Genomic DNA, 16,711 nt, shown 5'->3' on the forward strand with positions numbered 1-16,711 from the left:
CGTTTTCTAGGTCATGCGGCGGCTTTCAGCGTTCGGAGAACGTTTTGCGGGGATGAGACGCCATACGGGTCAGCCTCGCAGTTGTCGGAGAAACCTTCCTCCTCGAACCAGTGCTCCACCACGCCATTGTTGATCAGGGCGGCGTAGCGCCATGAGCGCATCCCGAATCCGAGATTGTCCTTGGCAACCAGCATGCCCATCTTGCGTGTGAACTCGCCTGAGCCATCGGGGATGAGCTCGACCTGCTTCAGGCCCAAGGACTTCCCCCACGCATTCATGACGAAGGCGTCGTTGACTGAGAGGCAGTAAATCGCGTCAATTCCCTCCTTCTCAAACTCATCATAGAGCTCTTCGAACTTGGGCAATTGGTAGGTCGAGCAGGTCGGGGTGAAGGCGCCAGGCAGCGAGAACAGGATGACCCGCTTGCCGGCAAAGTAGTCGTCAGATGTCTTTTCCTGCCAGCGATATGGATTTGGCCCCTGGACGGACTTATCGTGAACACGTGTGAGAAAGGTGACGAAGGGAACTTTCTTTTGAACTGTCATTAATTTGCTCCTGCAAAGTAGAAAACTGGCGCGCTGGATTCTGGCAGAGCCTGGCGCAATACCGAGCAAAGGCTCGTATGCCGGGCACGGAGTGAGGACCTCGCGGTTAGCAACCTCCTTTTTCCATGCCGGGGAATGTCTTGGCTGCTGGTCTTTGCCACCCGAACGCAATCGATCTGAGCGAGCTGGAGACCGTCGAGCTGCTTGCTTTCCACGGCTATGGCGCCCGGAGGAGACGATGTCCCGATGTTCAGCGGGAACGGGCACCGTCTCCTCAGGCCACTGTCTAGAGCTTCGCGCGTCGGGCATGGTGCAAGTCGCTTTCATCGTGATTTGATGGTGCTCTAACCAGGAGCAGCAAGCGGCGTGCCATTTCAAATAGAGGTGCTGTTGGACCGCCCCTTCTTCTCGGAGGCCGTGTCTTAGAAGATCGGGCGCGCGCTATGCCGCCTCGTCACACAGGCAACAACGATGCTGTACGGTGCGGATATTCGGCGCTTCAGCCCCGGCTGGGCAAAGACGAACCGGAAGCCGAGCCGATGCATTACCTGAGGCTGAAGGCCACTCCAGTCATTGCGTAGCGTGTGGCGCTAGCGTTCCTGGGTGCGCAGGCACGGCTATCGCGAACATGCGCGTGTCGCAGCAACATGAGCGCGCGCTCTTGGGCAAGCGCCCTGGCCCCGTGAGGATCGAATTCCCCAATCGTGTCTGTTTGCCGCCCTCTTATGTTCGAAACTGGACCAGAATGTCGCAGGCCCGACTTAAAGGTCGCCCGAGGCGTTCTGTCCGACACTGTACCGTCGCCTTTGTTGGCCCGCGACACCGGCTTATTTCGCCTAGCTCTTCTCTGGCCTCAGGCTAAGCCGCTGAGAAGCTGCCACGATTTTTTTCTGCTGCGGCCAAATTGGCACGAGATTTGAAGCACCTTCGTTGCGGGCCGGGAGCCGCCGACCGACTTTCATTTCGTGGATGACACGAATGGAACGAAGAAAGAAAAGCAAAATGTCAAATCCGCGTCGGATAGCGTCTATGGGCAGGGGGTCCTCGGCGAAACCGCCCTTACCCAACAGCTCGCCGCCCTTGTCGACCCTTGCGCAGGAAATCTTGGCCGGCGGCGAGTCAAAGGCTGACCACACCGACTTTATCCTGACCTCGAGGTACAGGATAACGTTCTGCATCTCGCCGCGCGTTTGCCTAGACAGTTAAGCGTTAGCCGATCCTGATAATCGGTCTGCCTTCCGACGACGTCCTCTACATGCCGTCTTAGGTCTTCTCTACCGCAGCGCCCGCCGGTCACCTTCCGCCCTTCCATCGCTATAGAGTGAAGTGCCACCCATGTCCGAACAACCTTTGCCGACGCTGCCGATGTGGCGCGTCGATCACATTGAGCCCTCGCCTGAGATGTTGGAGTTACGGGCCAACGGTCCGATCCACCGCGTGCGCTTCCCGTCCGGGCACGAAGGCTGGTGGGTGACAGGCTATGACGAGGCCAAGGCGGTGTTGTCCGACGCGGCGTTCCGGCCCGCGGGAATGCCGCCGGCGGCATTCACCCCGGATTCGGTGATTCTCGGTTCGCCAGGATGGCTGGTCTCGCACGAGGGGGGCGAGCATACGCGGCTACGCACGATCGTGGCGCCGGCCTTCAGCAACGGCAGGGTGAAGCAGCTCGCGCAGCAGGTCGAGGCGATCGCCGCGCAGTTGTTTGAGACGCTGGCGGCCCAGCCCCAGCCCGCCGATCTGCGGCGCCACCTCTCCTTTCCGCTTCCAGCCATGGTCATTGGCGCGCTGATGGGCGTGCTCTACGAGGATCACGCCTTTTTCGCCGGGCTGTCCGACGAGGTGATGACGCACCAGCATGAAAGCGGCCCGCGAAGCGCGTCGCGCTTGGCCTGGGAAGAACTCCGCGCCTACATTCGCTGCAAGATGCGGGACAAGCGCCAGGATCCGGGCGACAACGTGCTGACGGATCTGGTCGCGGCGATCGACCAGGGCAAGGCGACCGAGGAAGAGGCGATCGGCCTGGCGGCGGGCATGCTGGTGGCGGGGCACGAGAGCACCGTCGCGCAGATCGAATTCGGCCTGCTGGCCATGTTCCGCCATCCGCAACAGCGCGAACGCCTGGTCGGCGATCTATCCCTGGTGGACAAGGCGGTGGAGGAAATCCTGCGCATGTACCCGCCGGGCGCCGGCTGGGACGGCATCATGCGCTATCCGAGGACCGACGTGACCATCGCGGGCGTGCATGTTCCCGCGGAGAGCAAGGTGCTGGTCGGCCTGCCGGCGACGTCATTCGATCCGCGCCATTTCGACGACCCGGAAATCTTCGACATCGGACGTGACGAAAACCCGCACCTGGCGTTCTCCTACGGGCCCCACAACTGCGTCGGCTTGGCGCTGGCCAGGCTGGAACTCAAGGCGGTGTTCGGTTCGATCTTCCAGCGCTTTCCCGCGCTGCGCCTGGCCGTGGCGCCCGAAGAACTGAAGTTGCGCAAGGAGATCATCACTGGCGGGTTCGAGGAGTTCCCGGTGCTCTGGTGATGCGCGGACGCCACCAGGAATCCCGATGTTCTCGAGTTGCCGGCGCGCCTGTCGCGCTCCGATCAGATCAGCCAGCCAACAGGTGATCAAGATGGACGTGCAAGAAACCATGGCATCATGCCGGGACGCCTTCGCCGAACTGGCGTCGCCAGCGTGCATTCAGGACCCGTACCCATTCATGCGGTGGTTGCGCGAGCACGATCCGGTACATCGCGCGGCGTCGGGCCTCTTTCTGTTGAGCCGCCACGCCGACATCTACTGGGCGCTCAAGGCCACGGGCGATGCTTTTCGGGGGCCGGCGCCAGGCGAACTGGCGCGCTATTTCCCGCGGGCGGCGACCAGCCTGTCGCTAAGTTTGCTGGCGTCCACTTTAGCGATGAAGGAACCACCAACGCATACGCGTCTGCGCCGGCTGATCTCGCGCGATTTCACCATGGGCCAGATCGACAAGCTGAGGCCGACCATCGCTCGCATCGTCGCAGCGCGCCTGGACGGCATGGCGCCCGCACTGGAGCGCGGGGAGGCAGTGGACCTGCATCAGGAAATCGCGCTGGCCTTGCCCATGCTGGTTTTCGGCGAACTGTTCGGCATGCCCCCGGACGACATTCTCGGGCTCGTCACCGGGATCAGCGCCATTCTGGAAGGCCTGAGCCCCCACGCCAGCGATCCCCAACTCGCCGCGGGGGACGCGGCCAGCGCCAGGGTGCAGGCCTACTTCGGCGACCTCATACAGCGCAAGCGCACCGATTCCCGCCACGACATCGTGTCAATGCTGGTCGGCGCACACGACGACGATGCCGAGACGCTGTCGGATGCGGAATTGAGCAGCATGCTCTGGGGCATGCTGCTGGGCGGCTTCGCCACCACTGCCGCGGCCATCGGCCATGCGGTCCTGGCGATGCTGGCGTATCCCGAACAGCGGCACTGGCTGAAGGGAGATGCCGTGGGGGTGAAGGCATTCGTCGAAGAAGCCCTGCGCTTCGACGCGCCCGCCATGTTCAGCTCCATTCCGCGTATCGCCCAGCGCGACATCGAACTGGGCGGCGTGGTGATCCCGAAGAACGCGGACGTGCGCGTGCTGATCGCGGCCGGCAATCGCGACCCGGACGCCTTCGCCGATCCCGACCGCTTCGATCCCGTGCGGTTCTACGGCACCAGTCCTGGCATTTCGATCGACGGGAACATCATGCTGACCTTCGGCCACGGCATCCACTTCTGCCTTGGTGCGCAACTGGCCCGGGTGCAGTTGGCCGAGAGCCTGCCGCGGATCCAGGCGCGCTTCCCCACGCTGGCGTTGGCCGAGCAGCCGACCCGGGAGCCCTCCGCGTTCCTTAGGACATTCCGCGCGCTGCCGGTACGGCTGCATGGGCAGGAGGGCTGAGATGCGCGTCGTGGTCGATCAGGATCTGTGCGGAACTACCGGGCAGTGCGTGCTGACGCTGCCGGGCACCTTTCGCCAGCGCGAACCGGACGGCGTGGCCGAAGTGTGTGTGGCGACGGTCCCGCAGGCGCTGCACGCCGCCGTGCGGCTTGCGGCCAACCAGTGCCCGGTCGCCGCCATTCGGGTCATCGAAAGCGACGCTGGCCATGACGAGCGCGCCAGCGCCGACCCTGCGCCTTCTCCGGCGCAGGCCCAGCGGCATGCTGCGAAAGACCAATGCAATTCAGGAGACACGATGGGAAGGTTTGAAGGCAAGGTGGCCGTGGTGACCGGCGCCGGCGCCGGCATCGGCAAGGCATGCGCTCTCGCCATCGCGCGCGGGGGCGGCAGAGTGGTGGTGGCCGACATTGATGGCTCGGCGGCCATCGCCTGCACCGCCCAGATCGCGGCCGAAGCAGGCCACGCGCTGCCCATAGCCATGGATATCGCCGATGAGCAGGCGGTGGGATCGCTGTTCGAGACGGCGGAGCGGCACTTCGGGGGGGTCGACCTGCTGGTGAACAATGCGAGCGCCATGCATCTGACCCCGCGCGACCGCGCCATCCTCGACCTGGACCTGGCAGTCTGGGACCAGACCATGGCGACCAATCTGCGCGGCACGCTGCTCTGCTGCCGGCAGGCCATCCCACGGATGATCGCCCGCGGCGGTGGCGCGATCGTCAACATGTCGTCGTGCCAGGGGCTCAGCGGTGACACGGCGCAGACGTCCTACGCCGCGTCGAAGGCGGCGATGAACATGCTGTCGGCCTCGCTCGCCACCCAGTACGGTCACTCTCAGATCCGCTGCAACGCGGTTGCGCCGGGTCTTATCATGACCGAGCGTCTCCTCGCCAATTTGGACGAGTGCATGCAACGGCATCTGCGCCGGCACCAGCTCCTGCAGCGCGTCGGCCGCCCCGAGGACGTGGCCGCGCTCGTGGCGTTCCTGCTCTCCGACGATGCTGCGTTCATCACCGGCCAGGTCGTGTGCATCGATGGCGGCATGCTGGCGCATGTGCCGACATACGCCGAAGGTGGCAACGGCTGCGCCGCGCGCCCTGCCGGCGACACCGGATCGGCGACGGCGGCGCGCTGCTGATGGACATACTACTCAACCCACTCAACCGTCGGCACCGGCAGCGGTGCGACATCCCGGTCATGCCTGGCGCTTTCCCCCTGGTCGGGCATCTTCCCGCCATTGTCTGCGACCTGCCGCGCCTGCTGGAGCGCGCAGAACGGACGCTGGGCAGCCACTTTTGGCTGGATTTCGGCCCTGCCGGACATCTGATGACCTGCGTGGATCCGGACGCATTCGCACTGCTCAGGCACAAGGACGTGTCCTCGGCGCTGATCGAAGAGATCGCGCCCGAATTGCTTGGCGGGACGTTGGTTGCCCTGGACGGCGGCGCGCACCGGCAGGCGCGCGATGCCATCAAGGCAGCGTTCTTGCCCAAGGGGCTGACCCAGGCCGGGATCGGCGACCTGTTCGCGCCTGTCATCCGGGCGCGGGTGCAGGCATGGCGCGCCCGCGGCGAGGTACCCATCCTGTGCGAAACCGGCGACCTGATGCTGAAGCTCATCTTCAGCCTCATGGGAATCCCCGCGCAGGACCTGCCGGGATGGCATCGCAAGTACCGGCAATTGCTGCAGTTGATCGTCGCGCCACCGGTCGACCTGCCCGGACTGCCTTTGCGGCGCGGCCGCGCCGCCCGCGACTGGATCGACGCGCAGTTGCGCCGGTTCGTCCGCGACGCGCGCGCGCATGCCGCGCGCACCGGGTTGATCAACGACATGGTGAGCGCCTTCGACCGCAGCGACGGTCCGCTCTCCGATGACGTCCTGGTCGCGAATATTCGCTTGCTGCTGCTTGCCGGCCACGACACCACTGCCTCGACGATGGCCTGGATTGTGATCGAGCTGGCGCGGCAGCCTGTGCTGTGGGACGCCCTGGTTGAGGAGGCGCAACGCGTGGGCGCGGTGCCGACTCGGCACGCGGACCTGGCGCAGTGTCCGGTCGCCGAGGCGCTGTTCCGCGAGACACTGCGCCTGCATCCGGCGACCACGCTCCTGCCGCGTCGCGCGCTGCAGGAATTGCAACTCGGCCAACGGCGCATTCCCGCAGGCACCCATCTATGCATCCCGCTGCTGCATTTCTCGACCTCGGCGCTGCTGCACGAGGCGCCTGATCAGTTCCGCCTGGCGCGGTGGCTGCAACGCACGGAGCCGATCCGGCCGGTTGACATGCTGCAGTTCGGTACCGGCCCACACGTCTGCATCGGCTACCATCTGGTATGGCTGGAAATGGTGCAGTTCTGCATCGCCTTGGCGCTGACCATGCACAAGGCCGGGGTGCGGCCGCAGTTGCTGAGCGATGCCGCAAAAGGCCGGCGCTATTACCCGACCGCACATCCGTCCATGGCAATCCGCATAGGCTTCTCATGAGCTGGCATCGCATGCCCTGTGTGGCAAGGCAGCGGCGCCGGCGGGGTGCGGCATTGCTGCACTCAGCGCACGCATTCGTGTGACGCCGGCAACACCGTGACGGCTTGCGCTCGCCGTGGCCGTCTCAGCTACAAGGACATGACACAACATGCAGACCGGTTCCACTCCACGCGACCGAATCGGCGTTTCCGCATCCGGCGGGTTGGGCGCGCAGGCGCGCGGCGCATCTGGCGGGCTGCTCCCGGAGATCTGGATGCAGGACGGCGCAAAGCGGGTCGAACAGGCGCTGGCGCGTCTGCTCTGCGCCGAAGACGACGGTAAGACAGAGCTGATGGCGGCCATGCGCTACGCCACCTTGCATGGCGGGAAGCGCACCCGCGCCTTGCTCTGTCTGGCTGCCGGCGCACTGGCGGGCACGCCGGCGCACATGCTCGACGACGTCGGCGCCGCCATCGAGATGATGCACGCCTGTACCCTGGTCCACGACGACCTGCCCGCGATGGACGACGACGTGCTTCGCCGCGGCCTTCCGACCGTGCACGTAAAGTTCGGCGAAGCCACTGCGATCCTGGTCGGCGATGCGCTGCAGGCCCACGCCTTCCTGACGCTGGCGAGCCTGGATGCGCCGGGCGACAACCGTATCGCGCTCGTGCGCGAACTGGCGCAGGCGGTGTCCGCCGAGGGTGCCGCAGGCGGGCAGGCCATGGATCTGTCGCTGGTCGGAAAGCACGCCGGGCTGGAAAGGATCCTAGCGATGCACCGGATGAAAACCGGAGCGCTAGTGCGCGCGTCGGTTCGTATGGGCGCGCTATACTCCATCGCGGAGGATGCCGCACACGATGCGCTGTATGCTGCGCTCGATCGCTACACCGCCTGTTTCGGCCTAGCGTTGCAGGTGGCCGACGACATTCTCGACGCGACGGCGGATACCGCGACTCTTGGCAAGACCCCCGGTAAGGACGCGGCGGCGCAGAAGCCGACCTGCGCATCGATCATGGGGCTGCAGGCAGCGCGCCATTTCGCGCTGTACTTGTTGCACGACGCCGGGGAGGCCATCGCCCCTCTGGGGCCGCGTGCGGAAGGGTTGGCGCAGATGCTGCAGCGGGCCAACCTGTATCTGTCCGCGCCATACGCAGGAGCGGCCCATCCGTAAGGACTCGCCCCTGTGCTGGTGCGATCGGCCGGCGGGCGCTGCATGCTGCACTGTGTCCGTGTCGGCGGCGACGTGCGCGGCGTCTACCCGTTTCTGTTCTCGTTAGCCCTCTGCAGAAGGAACATCCCGCGTGAACGCGCTGTCCGAACAGATCCTTTCCGAATTGCGTCACCTGCTGAGCGAGATGAGCGACGGCGGCAGCGTCGGTCCGTCCGTATACGACACGGCGCGAGCTCTGCAGTTCGACGGCAACGTCACCGGTCGGCAGGACGCATACGCGTGGCTCATCGCGCAGCAACAGGCCGATGGCGGATGGGGAAGTGCGGACTTCCCGCCGTTTCGCCATGCGCCCACGTGGGCGGCATTGCTGGCCTTGCAGCGTGCCGATCCTCTTCCCGGCGCTGCCGACGCAGTCCAGGCTGCCATCCGGTTCCTCGAGCGCCAGCCCGATCCCTACGCGCATGCGGTGCCGGAAGACGCGCCCATCGGCGCGGAGCTGATCCTGCCGCAGTTGTGCGACGAGGCCGCATCCTTGCTGGGTGGCGTGGCATTTCCGCGCCACCCGGCGCTGTTGCCATTGCGGCAAGCACGCCTGGTCAAGCTGGGGGATGTGGCGACGTTGCCGAGCGGCCATCCGTTGCTGCACTCCTGGGAAGCCTGGGGGACGTCGCCGGCCACCGCATGCCCGGACGACGACGGCAGCATCGGCATTAGTCCGGCGGCCACCGCCGCGTGGCGTGCACACGCCGTGACACAGGGAAGAACGCCGCAGGTCGGGCGCACCGAGGGGTATCTGCAGGCGGCATCGCGGGCAACGCGCACCGGCATCGAAGGTGTCGTTCCCAACGTCTGGCCGATCAATGTGTTCGAGCCATGCTGGTCGCTGTACACCCTGCATCTGGCCGGTCTGTTCGCGCATCCCGCGCTCGCCGAGGTGGTGCAAGTGATCATCGCGCAGCTCGACGCTTGCCTCGGCGTGCGCGGTCTGGGCCCGGCATTGCACTTCGCGGCCGATGCGGACGACACCGCCGTTGCGATGTGCGTTCTTCGCCTTGCAGGCCGCGACCCGGCGGTCGACGCCTTGCGCCATTTCGAAACCGGCGAGCTGTTCGTCACCTTCCCCGGCGAGCGCAATGCCTCGGTGTCGACCAACATCCATGCCCTACATGCGTTGCGAATATTGGGAAAGCCCGCCGCCGGCACCAGCGCCTACGTTGAGGCCAATCGCAACCCGCACGGTCTATGGCACAACGAAAAATGGCACGTTTCATGGCTGTATCCCACCGCGCATGCGATCGCTGCGCTCGCGCAAGGCAAGCCCCAGTGGCGCGACGAGCGCGCGCTGGCGGCGCTGCTGCAGGCGCAGCGCGACGACGGCGGCTGGGGCGCCGGTCGCGCGTCTACATTCGAGGAAACCGCTTATGCGCTGTTCGCGTTGCACGTGATGGACGGCAGCGAAGAGCCGGCAGGGCGCCGGCGCATAGCGCAGGCGGTGGCCCGCGCGCTGAAGTGGATGCTCGCCCGCCACGCGGCGCATGCATTGCCCCAGACGCCGCTGTGGATCGGAAAGGAACTGTATTGCCCCACCCGGGTCGTGCGCGTGGCCGAACTCGCCGCGTTGTGGCTGGCGCTTCGCTGGGGGCGGCGCGTCTCGGCCGAGGGAGCAGGAGCGGGACCATGATCCCGACCGATCGCGCGCTGCAGCAGGTGCTGGAGTGGGGGCTTTCCCTGACCGGGTTCGCCGACGAGCATGCCGTGGAAGCGGTCAGGGGCGGGCAGTACATCCTGCAGCGCATCCACCCGAGCCTGCGCGACACCAGCGCCCGCACCGGCCGCGATCCGCTGGACGAAACGCTGATCGTCGCGTTCTATCGCGAACTGGCCCTGCTGTTCTGGCTCGACGATTGCAACGACCTCGACCTGATCGCGCCGGAGCAGCTCGCCGCGGTGGAGCAGGCGCTGGGGCAGGGCGTGCCGTGCGTGCTTCCCGGATTCGAGGGCTGTGCTGTGCTGCGCACTTCGCTCGCCGCGCTCGCCTACGATCCTCGCGACTATGCTCAGCTTCTCTACCATACCCGGTGCTACTGCGCGGCGCTGCGCGCCGGACACGCGCAGGTGGCAAGGGCAGAGCGCTGGTCCTACGCCGAGTACTTGCAGAACGGCGTGGATTCGATTGCCTACACGAACGTGTTCTGTTGCCTGTCGTTGCTATGGGGGCTGGACATGGCGACCTTGCGCTCGCATCCGGCGTTTCGCCGGGTCCTGCGGCTCATCTCCGCGATAGGACGCTTGCAGAACGATCTCCATGGACGCGAAAAGGATAAGTCGGCCGGCGAGGGAGCTAACGCGGCGATCCTGCTGCTGCAGCGCTATCCGGCTATGCCTGTGGTGGAGTTCCTCAACGACGAGCTGGCCGGCCATACGCGCATGCTGCACCGGGTGATGGCGCAAGAACCCTTTCCACCGCCGTGGGGACCGTTGATCGAAGCCATGGCGGCCATCCGCGCGCAGTACTACCAGACCTCAACCAGCCGCTACCGCAGCGACGCTGCGGGGGGAGGCGAGCGTGCGCCGGCCTGAACGCGCGGGAAACGGCGGCGTGCGCGCGCTGCCGTCGGTCCGATCCGACGCAACGCCGTCGCCCGATGCGCCGGATGGGGCGAGCATCAGCGACACCAAGCTGAGCCGGCGCAAGGACGACCACCTGGACATCGTGCTGGATCGGCGAACGGCGTGGGCCAAGGCCGCCGGCTGGGAGTGCATTCGTTTCGAACACTGCGCATTGCCCGAGTTGGACCTGACGCAGATCGACCTCAGCGCCTCGCTGGTTGGCAAGACCATGCGCGCGCCGCTGCTGATCAGCTCCATGACCGGCGGCATGCCACGCGCGGAGTCCATCAACCGGCATCTGAGCGAGGCAGCGCAAGCCTTGGGGATCGCCATGTGCGTCGGTTCGCAGCGCGTGAGCCTGCAATCCCGCAACTCCCATGGGCTGACGCGCGCGCTGCGCCGCCTGGCCCCAGACGTTCCATTGCTTGCCAATATCGGCGCCGCGCAACTGCGCGAGGCCGACGGCCTGGACCTCGCGCGCCGGGCGGTGGATGCACTGGAGGCCGATGGACTCATCGTCCATCTCAATCCGCTGCAGGAAGCGGTACAGCCGGAAGGCGACCGCGACTGGCGCGGCGTCCTGGCGCAGATCGCTCGCGCCGCACGCAGCGTGGGCGTGCCGCTCGTGGCCAAGGAAGTCGGGTCGGGCCTGTCCGCCTCGGTGGCCTGTGCGCTCGTCGAGGCGGGCGTGGCGGTGATCGATGTCGCCGGCGCCGGCGGCACCAGTTGGGCCGCGGTAGAGGGCGAGCGCGCCCCCGATGCCGCCGACCGCGCAGTGGCGATGGCGTTCGCCGATTGGGGGATTGCGACCCCGGCCAGTGTGCAGGCGGTACGTCAGGCGCTGCCAGCGGTGAAGCTGATCGCGTCGGGCGGGATCCGCGACGGCGTCGACGTGGCCAAGGCCATCCGCCTGGGCGCGGATATCGCCGGCCAGGCAGCCGGCGTGCTGCGCGCGGCTACGGTATCCACCGAGGCGGTTGTCGCGCATTTCGAGATCGTCATTCGGCAGTTGGCCGTCGCCTGCTTCTGCACCGGCTCGGCTGATCTGGCGGCGTTGCGTCAGGCGCGCTTGTTGCCCTCGGCGCACCCGCCCGCCGGTTGACGCCGGCGGCGCCCGTACGTCCGGCGGGCGCTAGTCTTATTGAGTCAGAAAGTCGCGGATGCCGGGGGAATCGCGCTGGTCGCGGATTTGTTAGGGTGCTGCTTCGTGATCAGGGAAGCGCCCCGCCACGCCCGACTGGACAGCCGAGAGTGAAGCCGCATTCGACTCCTATGTCGATGCTTTGACGGGTGATCGGTCACGCCGACCGAGCTGAGCCCCTGAAGGGTCACAACGTGCGCCGGGAGACCGGCAGGGATGGTGCAAAACAATTGCAATGAAGGAGTAGCGATCCACATTGACCCCGAGTCATGCGTGGTCGGTCGTGAGGAGACCGGTAACTTCTCTGGGGTCAAACACGGGTTGTTAGGCTCGAGCAGTCCATCAGCATCGTTTTGAGACAAAGCGATGGCGGTGGAATGGACGGCTACGATCGAGGGCCGGAACGGATTTGGCGACACATGCCGCAAGGGGATCCGCATAGACAAGAGCTGGGAGAGCCTGTTCCACGGCGACATCGGCCTGTCGATCGGCGATAGCAAGAAGATCATGCCAGCGCTGCAGAACGCGGTCGTGAATCATGAGGCGGAGACGTATGCCTTCTTCGCCGGGTTTGCCCGGATTGCCATACGTTCCGACAGGTCAAGGACTACACGACACGCCGGATCCGAACCGTCTTTGGCGCCGTTGAGCTTAATCCCCGATGGATGCTGTGCCGGGAATGCCATCCAGGGATGGTCGGTGCCTTCGCGCGGCTGAAGGAAATTTGTCCCGATCGAGCCATACCGGAGCTGATGGAACTGACGACGCGCGGCTAGGAAGCATGCTGCCCTTACCGGCAGGCGGCGAAGGTGCTGGCCGATTTCCTGCCCACTGAACCGACTGAGACGCATGCGACCGTGCGCAAGCGTACCATCAGGATCGGCAAGCGGCTCGACGATCAGGTGATGCAGGAAACTTGGCGCGCGAGATCCCAAACGGATCACCGATGCCAGCTTGAGATGCAGCTTCCCGGAGATACGCGCAAAGAGTTCGTCATCAGCATTGATATGGCGCAGGTTCGTAGCGCTGATCAACATTCGGCGCGAAATTCGATCTCGTCGTAGCCAGATGCGGCCGCGGGGGACGGGGCGAAAGTGGGGGTCGCTATTTCGTTACCGGCAGCACCGACCAGCAGGCAATCCGCGATCGTGCTCTTCACCTCTCCAGGAAAGATATGGTGGCCTTGGGGATGTGACGGTGATCTCGGACGGCGCCGAAATCCTAAAGCGGCTGCCCCGCGCCATGCCGCGACGACCCCCATCATCGACTGGTTTCATATTGCCATGAAGATCCAGCCAATGCAGCGATCGCCCGTCACAGCGTGCGATCCCGATCCGGCCCCCTTGAAGCGCGGCGATTATATCGTTGACAAACCAGGCTTGGTTGGTTGAATTGATTGTGGTCTAGCCCCCTTGGGGTTGAAATGGGGGGTTATCATGACGAGATATGTTCCAATTTTGAGATGGAAGCAGGGCGAGCGCACCGCACTTAATCATTTGGCCGCCGCTACTCGCAATGGCGTCGCACCGCATGTCGTTCTAACACAAGCTCAGTTCACCGGTTCATCCAAGAAATCATCAAACGACACCCGGCCTAAGAAGGCACCCCTGAGCGCGGCGGAACACTTTGCCAAGCAGGTATTCGATGCATGGGGGAAGAGCCTGTTCTTCCTTGATGCAGCCGATTTGGTGGGGGACGCCACCAAACACGACCTAGACGAGATTCGGAAGGCCGCAAAAAAGCTCGGACTCTACCTGGTACCTTCCGCTCGATATTCAGCGCCAAAAGAATATCGCGACGCCATCAGACGCGCCGTTAAGCAAGACGGGCTTGGGTTGGCACTGCGTCTTACCCTGAGCGACATGACCTCTGCTTCTACCTGGATTTCGTCGTGGCCGTTCCCGGTTTCGGAAACCGATCTGATCATAGACATGGGCGCTTCGGTCGCGAGTGTCCTAGCGCTTGGCAGTTCCGTCCTAGTCGCATTCCAAGCACTTACGAACGGTGCGGAATGGCGCTCTATAACCATGACTGGAGGCAATATACCCGCTACCCTGACAGGCTACGTGGTGGGTCGCACCATGTTGCTAAGACCGGAATTTGCACTCTGGTCAAAACTAGTGGCAGCACCCTTGCCGTACAGCCTAGATTTTGGCGACTACGCCACCATTGGCCCTGAGGCGAGCACAGAAGACATCGGCGGGCCAGTTCCGATCAACGCGAAGTACACCATAAAACCGGACTTTGTCGTCTATCACGGCGTCAAGGAAAAGGGGCCGGTAGGGAAGCCGCGAGATCAACAATATCGGGCCTATGCGAAGGACATAACCAGTAAATTAACCAACCGACTCCCATTGGTACATTGCTGGGGCGACCAGATGATCGATGCTATCGCCAATTCAGCTCCCACTGCCGGAAGTCCTACTAGTTGGGTCAGCTATAGCATCAATCGGCATATCGAAATTACTAGAACTCAACTGCCCTAATTTAGCCCGTGCCTTCAGTGTTTCCCTTACGCTTGCCGCTAGCCTGCGATAGGAGAGCTTATTAACGAGACGGTCAGTGATTTCAGCTGACCGCTTGTTCCGCCATCCCTCCGCGAATCCATACTTGTCCAGTACTGCTAGCGCCTCGTTTTTCCACAGAAGCTGTACCAATATGTCTGGGTCGGGCGAGGGGTTGCGCTTAGCTTTACGGCGCGTGTTTAGGGATACCTGACCACTCTCCATCGTCGCGACGATGCACCCCCACCAATCGGGTATCCGGGAAAGCGCCTTCTCGTAATGTCTCCCGCCGACGACCAAGGTCATCCTATCGAAAACCTTACCGTAAATTTCGACTTGATTTGGGAGCCGGTCGAGAGTGTCGCTGTCGCTTTTCAACTCGAAGCCGTTTAGCTCGCCATTGATGACAGCGATATCGACACGGACAGTCCCAGACCAGATCCCCATTTCTTCTACGACTCGAGTTGTGGGGTCGCCTTTATGCAAGGCGTCGAGTTGGGCTTTCACAGCCTTCCTTACGTCGGCATCCCGCATTCCGACCCCGTGTCCTGAAGTGTACAAACTACCTGTTTTAACCATATAGGTCAATGAGTCTGACCTATTTGTCGCCGGATCATCCCTGTCGCATCCGCTCCGTGGAGCCTATATGCATCTAGGACGGTTGAGGAGAGGTTCAAGTCAAGGGCAGCCCAGAAAAAGGCAGAAGCGGCCAAGTTTGAGGCGAGAGTGAAGTCCGTTTTGGTCGACGCGCATGCTGCCGCCAAGGCCGCCTACGAGGACTTTGCCAACACCGCAGACCGGACTCCAGAGGGTCACATTAAGGATAGCTGCAGCGGGGCTATGTGGTTGTTTACAAGCCGTCCTATCGATTGAGGACCACGCTGAAAAAAATGAATGAAATCATACACGGATACGGTGGCGGTTGGCACGTCTCGCATTTCACCAAGGAGGTCCGTAGTCAAAGCGTGACCGCAGGCGTGAAAGCAGCCGAAGCCGCGCGAGAGATTTTGCATCGGGAGTTCGGATTGACCGATGGCGAGTTCTATGCGGAATCATATATCGATTAGGCAGGTCGCCGACCTAGCAAAGTTTTCCTCGGACTCGTCTGTCCCGAGCTCTCGCGCCTTTTCGACAAAGTTCTGGTACCGCCTGTCCTTAGATGACTGGTCGGTTTCCGGTTTGCGGGCGGCCTTGCGCTGAGTTTTATCGGAAGGGTGGACGCCGTCCGAAACTAACGCCCTTTCAGCGCTCCGAAATCATCGGCATGTTAAATAAGGCCGTCCGGCAGCTGAAATCGCTCGTCTCTTTCGCGTTCATAGGGCCACCGTCGGGCGCATCGGCGCCGAGGTCAAAATAGCCGTTCGCTGAATGTTCTTCAGTTGCCCGTTTTCGCACCGACGTACGCACCGGGCCCATTCGGTAGAAACGCCGGTGGGCGGTGGCCATAGCAGCTGTTCCCGAAGGAGCGCCGTTCCCCGCGCGGCGCTAAAGGCAGGGAGATCCTCAAATGAAGGATTGATCTCTTTGCATATCATTATCTTCATATATGATACGCGAACAGATCATCAAAGTTCGCTTGCTCGCTGGATGAGATACCTTTGCGTATCGTCGCGCATTGGAATAGATCGTATAGGTATCATGATGCACTCTGAATCGGAAATTCTGCGCGAAATTGGTGGGCTTTTAAGGCAGGCGAGGCTGGCCGCTACGATGACGCAAGAGCAGGTCGCTGATTTGGCGGGTATATCCCGTCCCCGATATCGCGACATCGAAAAGGGAGCCGCAGCGGCGCGTGCAACGACGCTCATGAATATCGCTCGCGCGCTCGGTCTGGAAATGATGCTGGTTCCACAAGTCATGGTGCCGGCTGTCCAGGCTCTGTTGCGCCCGCATGATGATGACGACCTGCCCGCCTTTGTTCCTCAATCTGACGATGACGATCATGGCTCCAGTCTTTCACGCACCTAAGACGATCCCGTCGCTGGACGTGCTCCTGGACCCTGAAGGTCGGCACACTCGTCAGGACACCGGGCGATTTCAATGCGTTCAACTTCGATGAGGCCTACCGCGCGACGGGCGGCTTGCCGGTTCTCAGCCTGTCATTCCGGGCAGCGATGGGAGGATTGCGGAAAAATCCGAAGCCTCTGGCCGGCGCCTTGCCGGCTTTTTTCGCGAATCTCCTACCGGAGAAGAAGCTACGCGAGGCGATGGAAAAGCACCACGAAGGCAATGTGCGGCCAGGCAATGATTTCGATCTGCTTGCAGCACTCGGCACCGATCTGCCAGGGGCCGTGCAGGCATTGCCTAGTGATGGCTCGATAGCGGTCCCGCAGGATGCTTCAAAAGATAAGCCCAAGG

The 16,711-nt window shown here is 63.4% G+C and carries 15 protein-coding genes and 2 pseudogenes; 12 read left to right on the top strand and 5 right to left on the bottom strand.

The features are described 5' to 3' along the window. Positions 1-11 precede the first annotated feature (11 nt). Positions 12-545: a peroxiredoxin gene (locus NKH57_RS13975; protein ID WP_352944884.1), complete on the bottom strand. Its 534-nt coding sequence runs from the start codon at positions 543-545 to the stop codon at positions 12-14. Positions 546-1,381: 836 nt separating this feature from the next. Next, complete coding sequence (locus NKH57_RS13980; protein ID WP_352944858.1) at positions 1,382-1,723, bottom strand: hypothetical protein; 342 nt, start codon at positions 1,721-1,723, stop codon at positions 1,382-1,384. Positions 1,724-1,880: 157 nt separating this feature from the next. Between NKH57_RS13980 and NKH57_RS13985 the strand changes: the two genes are divergently transcribed. The 9 genes and pseudogenes from NKH57_RS13985 to fni all read left to right on the top strand — a co-directional run bounded on the left by NKH57_RS13985 (position 1,881) and on the right by fni (position 11,810). Next, the gene (locus tag NKH57_RS13985; RefSeq protein WP_352944860.1) at positions 1,881-3,083 is read left to right on the top strand and encodes a cytochrome P450; all 1,203 of its coding nucleotides are present in this window, start codon (positions 1,881-1,883) and stop codon (positions 3,081-3,083) included. Between the two features lie 91 nt (positions 3,084-3,174). Next, positions 3,175-4,464 carry a cytochrome P450 gene (locus NKH57_RS13990; RefSeq protein ID WP_352944862.1) on the top strand — a complete coding sequence of 430 codons (1,290 nt, stop codon included), beginning with the start codon at positions 3,175-3,177 and terminating at the stop codon, positions 4,462-4,464. 1 nt (position 4,465) lies between these two features. Continuing rightward, positions 4,466-4,591 (top strand): annotated as a pseudogene (locus NKH57_RS13995) (ferredoxin); the annotation flags it as partial. Between the two features lie 168 nt (positions 4,592-4,759). Then, positions 4,760-5,602 carry an SDR family oxidoreductase gene (locus NKH57_RS14000; protein ID WP_352944886.1) on the top strand — a complete coding sequence of 281 codons (843 nt, stop codon included), beginning with the start codon at positions 4,760-4,762 and terminating at the stop codon, positions 5,600-5,602. After that, complete coding sequence (locus NKH57_RS14005) at positions 5,602-6,945, top strand: cytochrome P450 (protein ID WP_352944864.1); 1,344 nt, start codon at positions 5,602-5,604, stop codon at positions 6,943-6,945. The genes NKH57_RS14000 and NKH57_RS14005 overlap by 1 nt, the downstream gene beginning before the upstream one ends. A 148-nt stretch (positions 6,946-7,093) precedes the next feature. Continuing rightward, entirely contained in the window at positions 7,094-8,098 is a 1,005-nt protein-coding gene (locus NKH57_RS14010; protein ID WP_352944866.1) for a polyprenyl synthetase family protein, read from the top strand. Between the two features lie 130 nt (positions 8,099-8,228). Beyond that, entirely contained in the window at positions 8,229-9,779 is a 1,551-nt protein-coding gene (locus tag NKH57_RS14015; protein WP_352944868.1) for a hypothetical protein, read from the top strand. After that, positions 9,776-10,678, top strand: coding sequence for a terpene synthase family protein (locus NKH57_RS14020; protein WP_352944870.1), 903 nt, complete (start codon positions 9,776-9,778; stop codon positions 10,676-10,678). The genes NKH57_RS14015 and NKH57_RS14020 overlap by 4 nt, the downstream gene beginning before the upstream one ends. A gap of 28 nt (positions 10,679-10,706) precedes the next feature. Further along, entirely contained in the window at positions 10,707-11,810 is a 1,104-nt protein-coding gene (fni, locus tag NKH57_RS14025) for a type 2 isopentenyl-diphosphate Delta-isomerase (RefSeq protein WP_502907290.1), read from the top strand. Positions 11,811-12,385: 575 nt separating this feature from the next. Here the strand turns inward: fni and NKH57_RS14030 are convergent. Continuing rightward, complete coding sequence (locus NKH57_RS14030; RefSeq protein WP_352944872.1) at positions 12,386-12,886, bottom strand: hypothetical protein; 501 nt, start codon at positions 12,884-12,886, stop codon at positions 12,386-12,388. Between the two features lie 399 nt (positions 12,887-13,285). On the opposite strand from NKH57_RS14030, the gene NKH57_RS14035 reads away from it, so the two are divergent. After that, entirely contained in the window at positions 13,286-14,335 is a 1,050-nt protein-coding gene (locus NKH57_RS14035; protein WP_352944874.1) for a beta family protein, read from the top strand. On the opposite strand, the gene NKH57_RS14040 is transcribed toward NKH57_RS14035, so the two are convergent. Both NKH57_RS14040 and NKH57_RS14045 read right to left on the bottom strand, forming a co-directional pair. Further along, entirely contained in the window at positions 14,249-14,932 is a 684-nt protein-coding gene (locus NKH57_RS14040; protein WP_352944890.1) for a sce7726 family protein, read from the bottom strand. The genes NKH57_RS14035 and NKH57_RS14040 overlap by 87 nt on opposite strands. 663 nt (positions 14,933-15,595) lie before the next feature. Further along, on the bottom strand, positions 15,596-15,799 hold the full coding sequence (locus NKH57_RS14045; protein ID WP_352944876.1) for a hypothetical protein: 204 nt from the start codon (positions 15,797-15,799) through the stop codon (positions 15,596-15,598). A 195-nt stretch (positions 15,800-15,994) separates the two neighbouring features. Between NKH57_RS14045 and NKH57_RS14050 the strand changes: the two genes are divergently transcribed. Further along, positions 15,995-16,321: a helix-turn-helix domain-containing protein gene (locus NKH57_RS14050; RefSeq protein WP_502907291.1), complete on the top strand. Its 327-nt coding sequence runs from the start codon at positions 15,995-15,997 to the stop codon at positions 16,319-16,321. Beyond that, a pseudogene (locus NKH57_RS14055) lies at positions 16,296-16,711 on the top strand (HipA N-terminal domain-containing protein); the annotation flags it as partial. The gene NKH57_RS14050 and the pseudogene NKH57_RS14055, both read left to right, overlap by 26 nt.

Origin of the sequence: Mesorhizobium sp. M1050, from assembly GCF_040318715.1 — a bacterium.
In the GTDB taxonomy this organism is placed as follows: domain Bacteria; phylum Pseudomonadota; class Alphaproteobacteria; order Rhizobiales; family Rhizobiaceae; genus Mesorhizobium.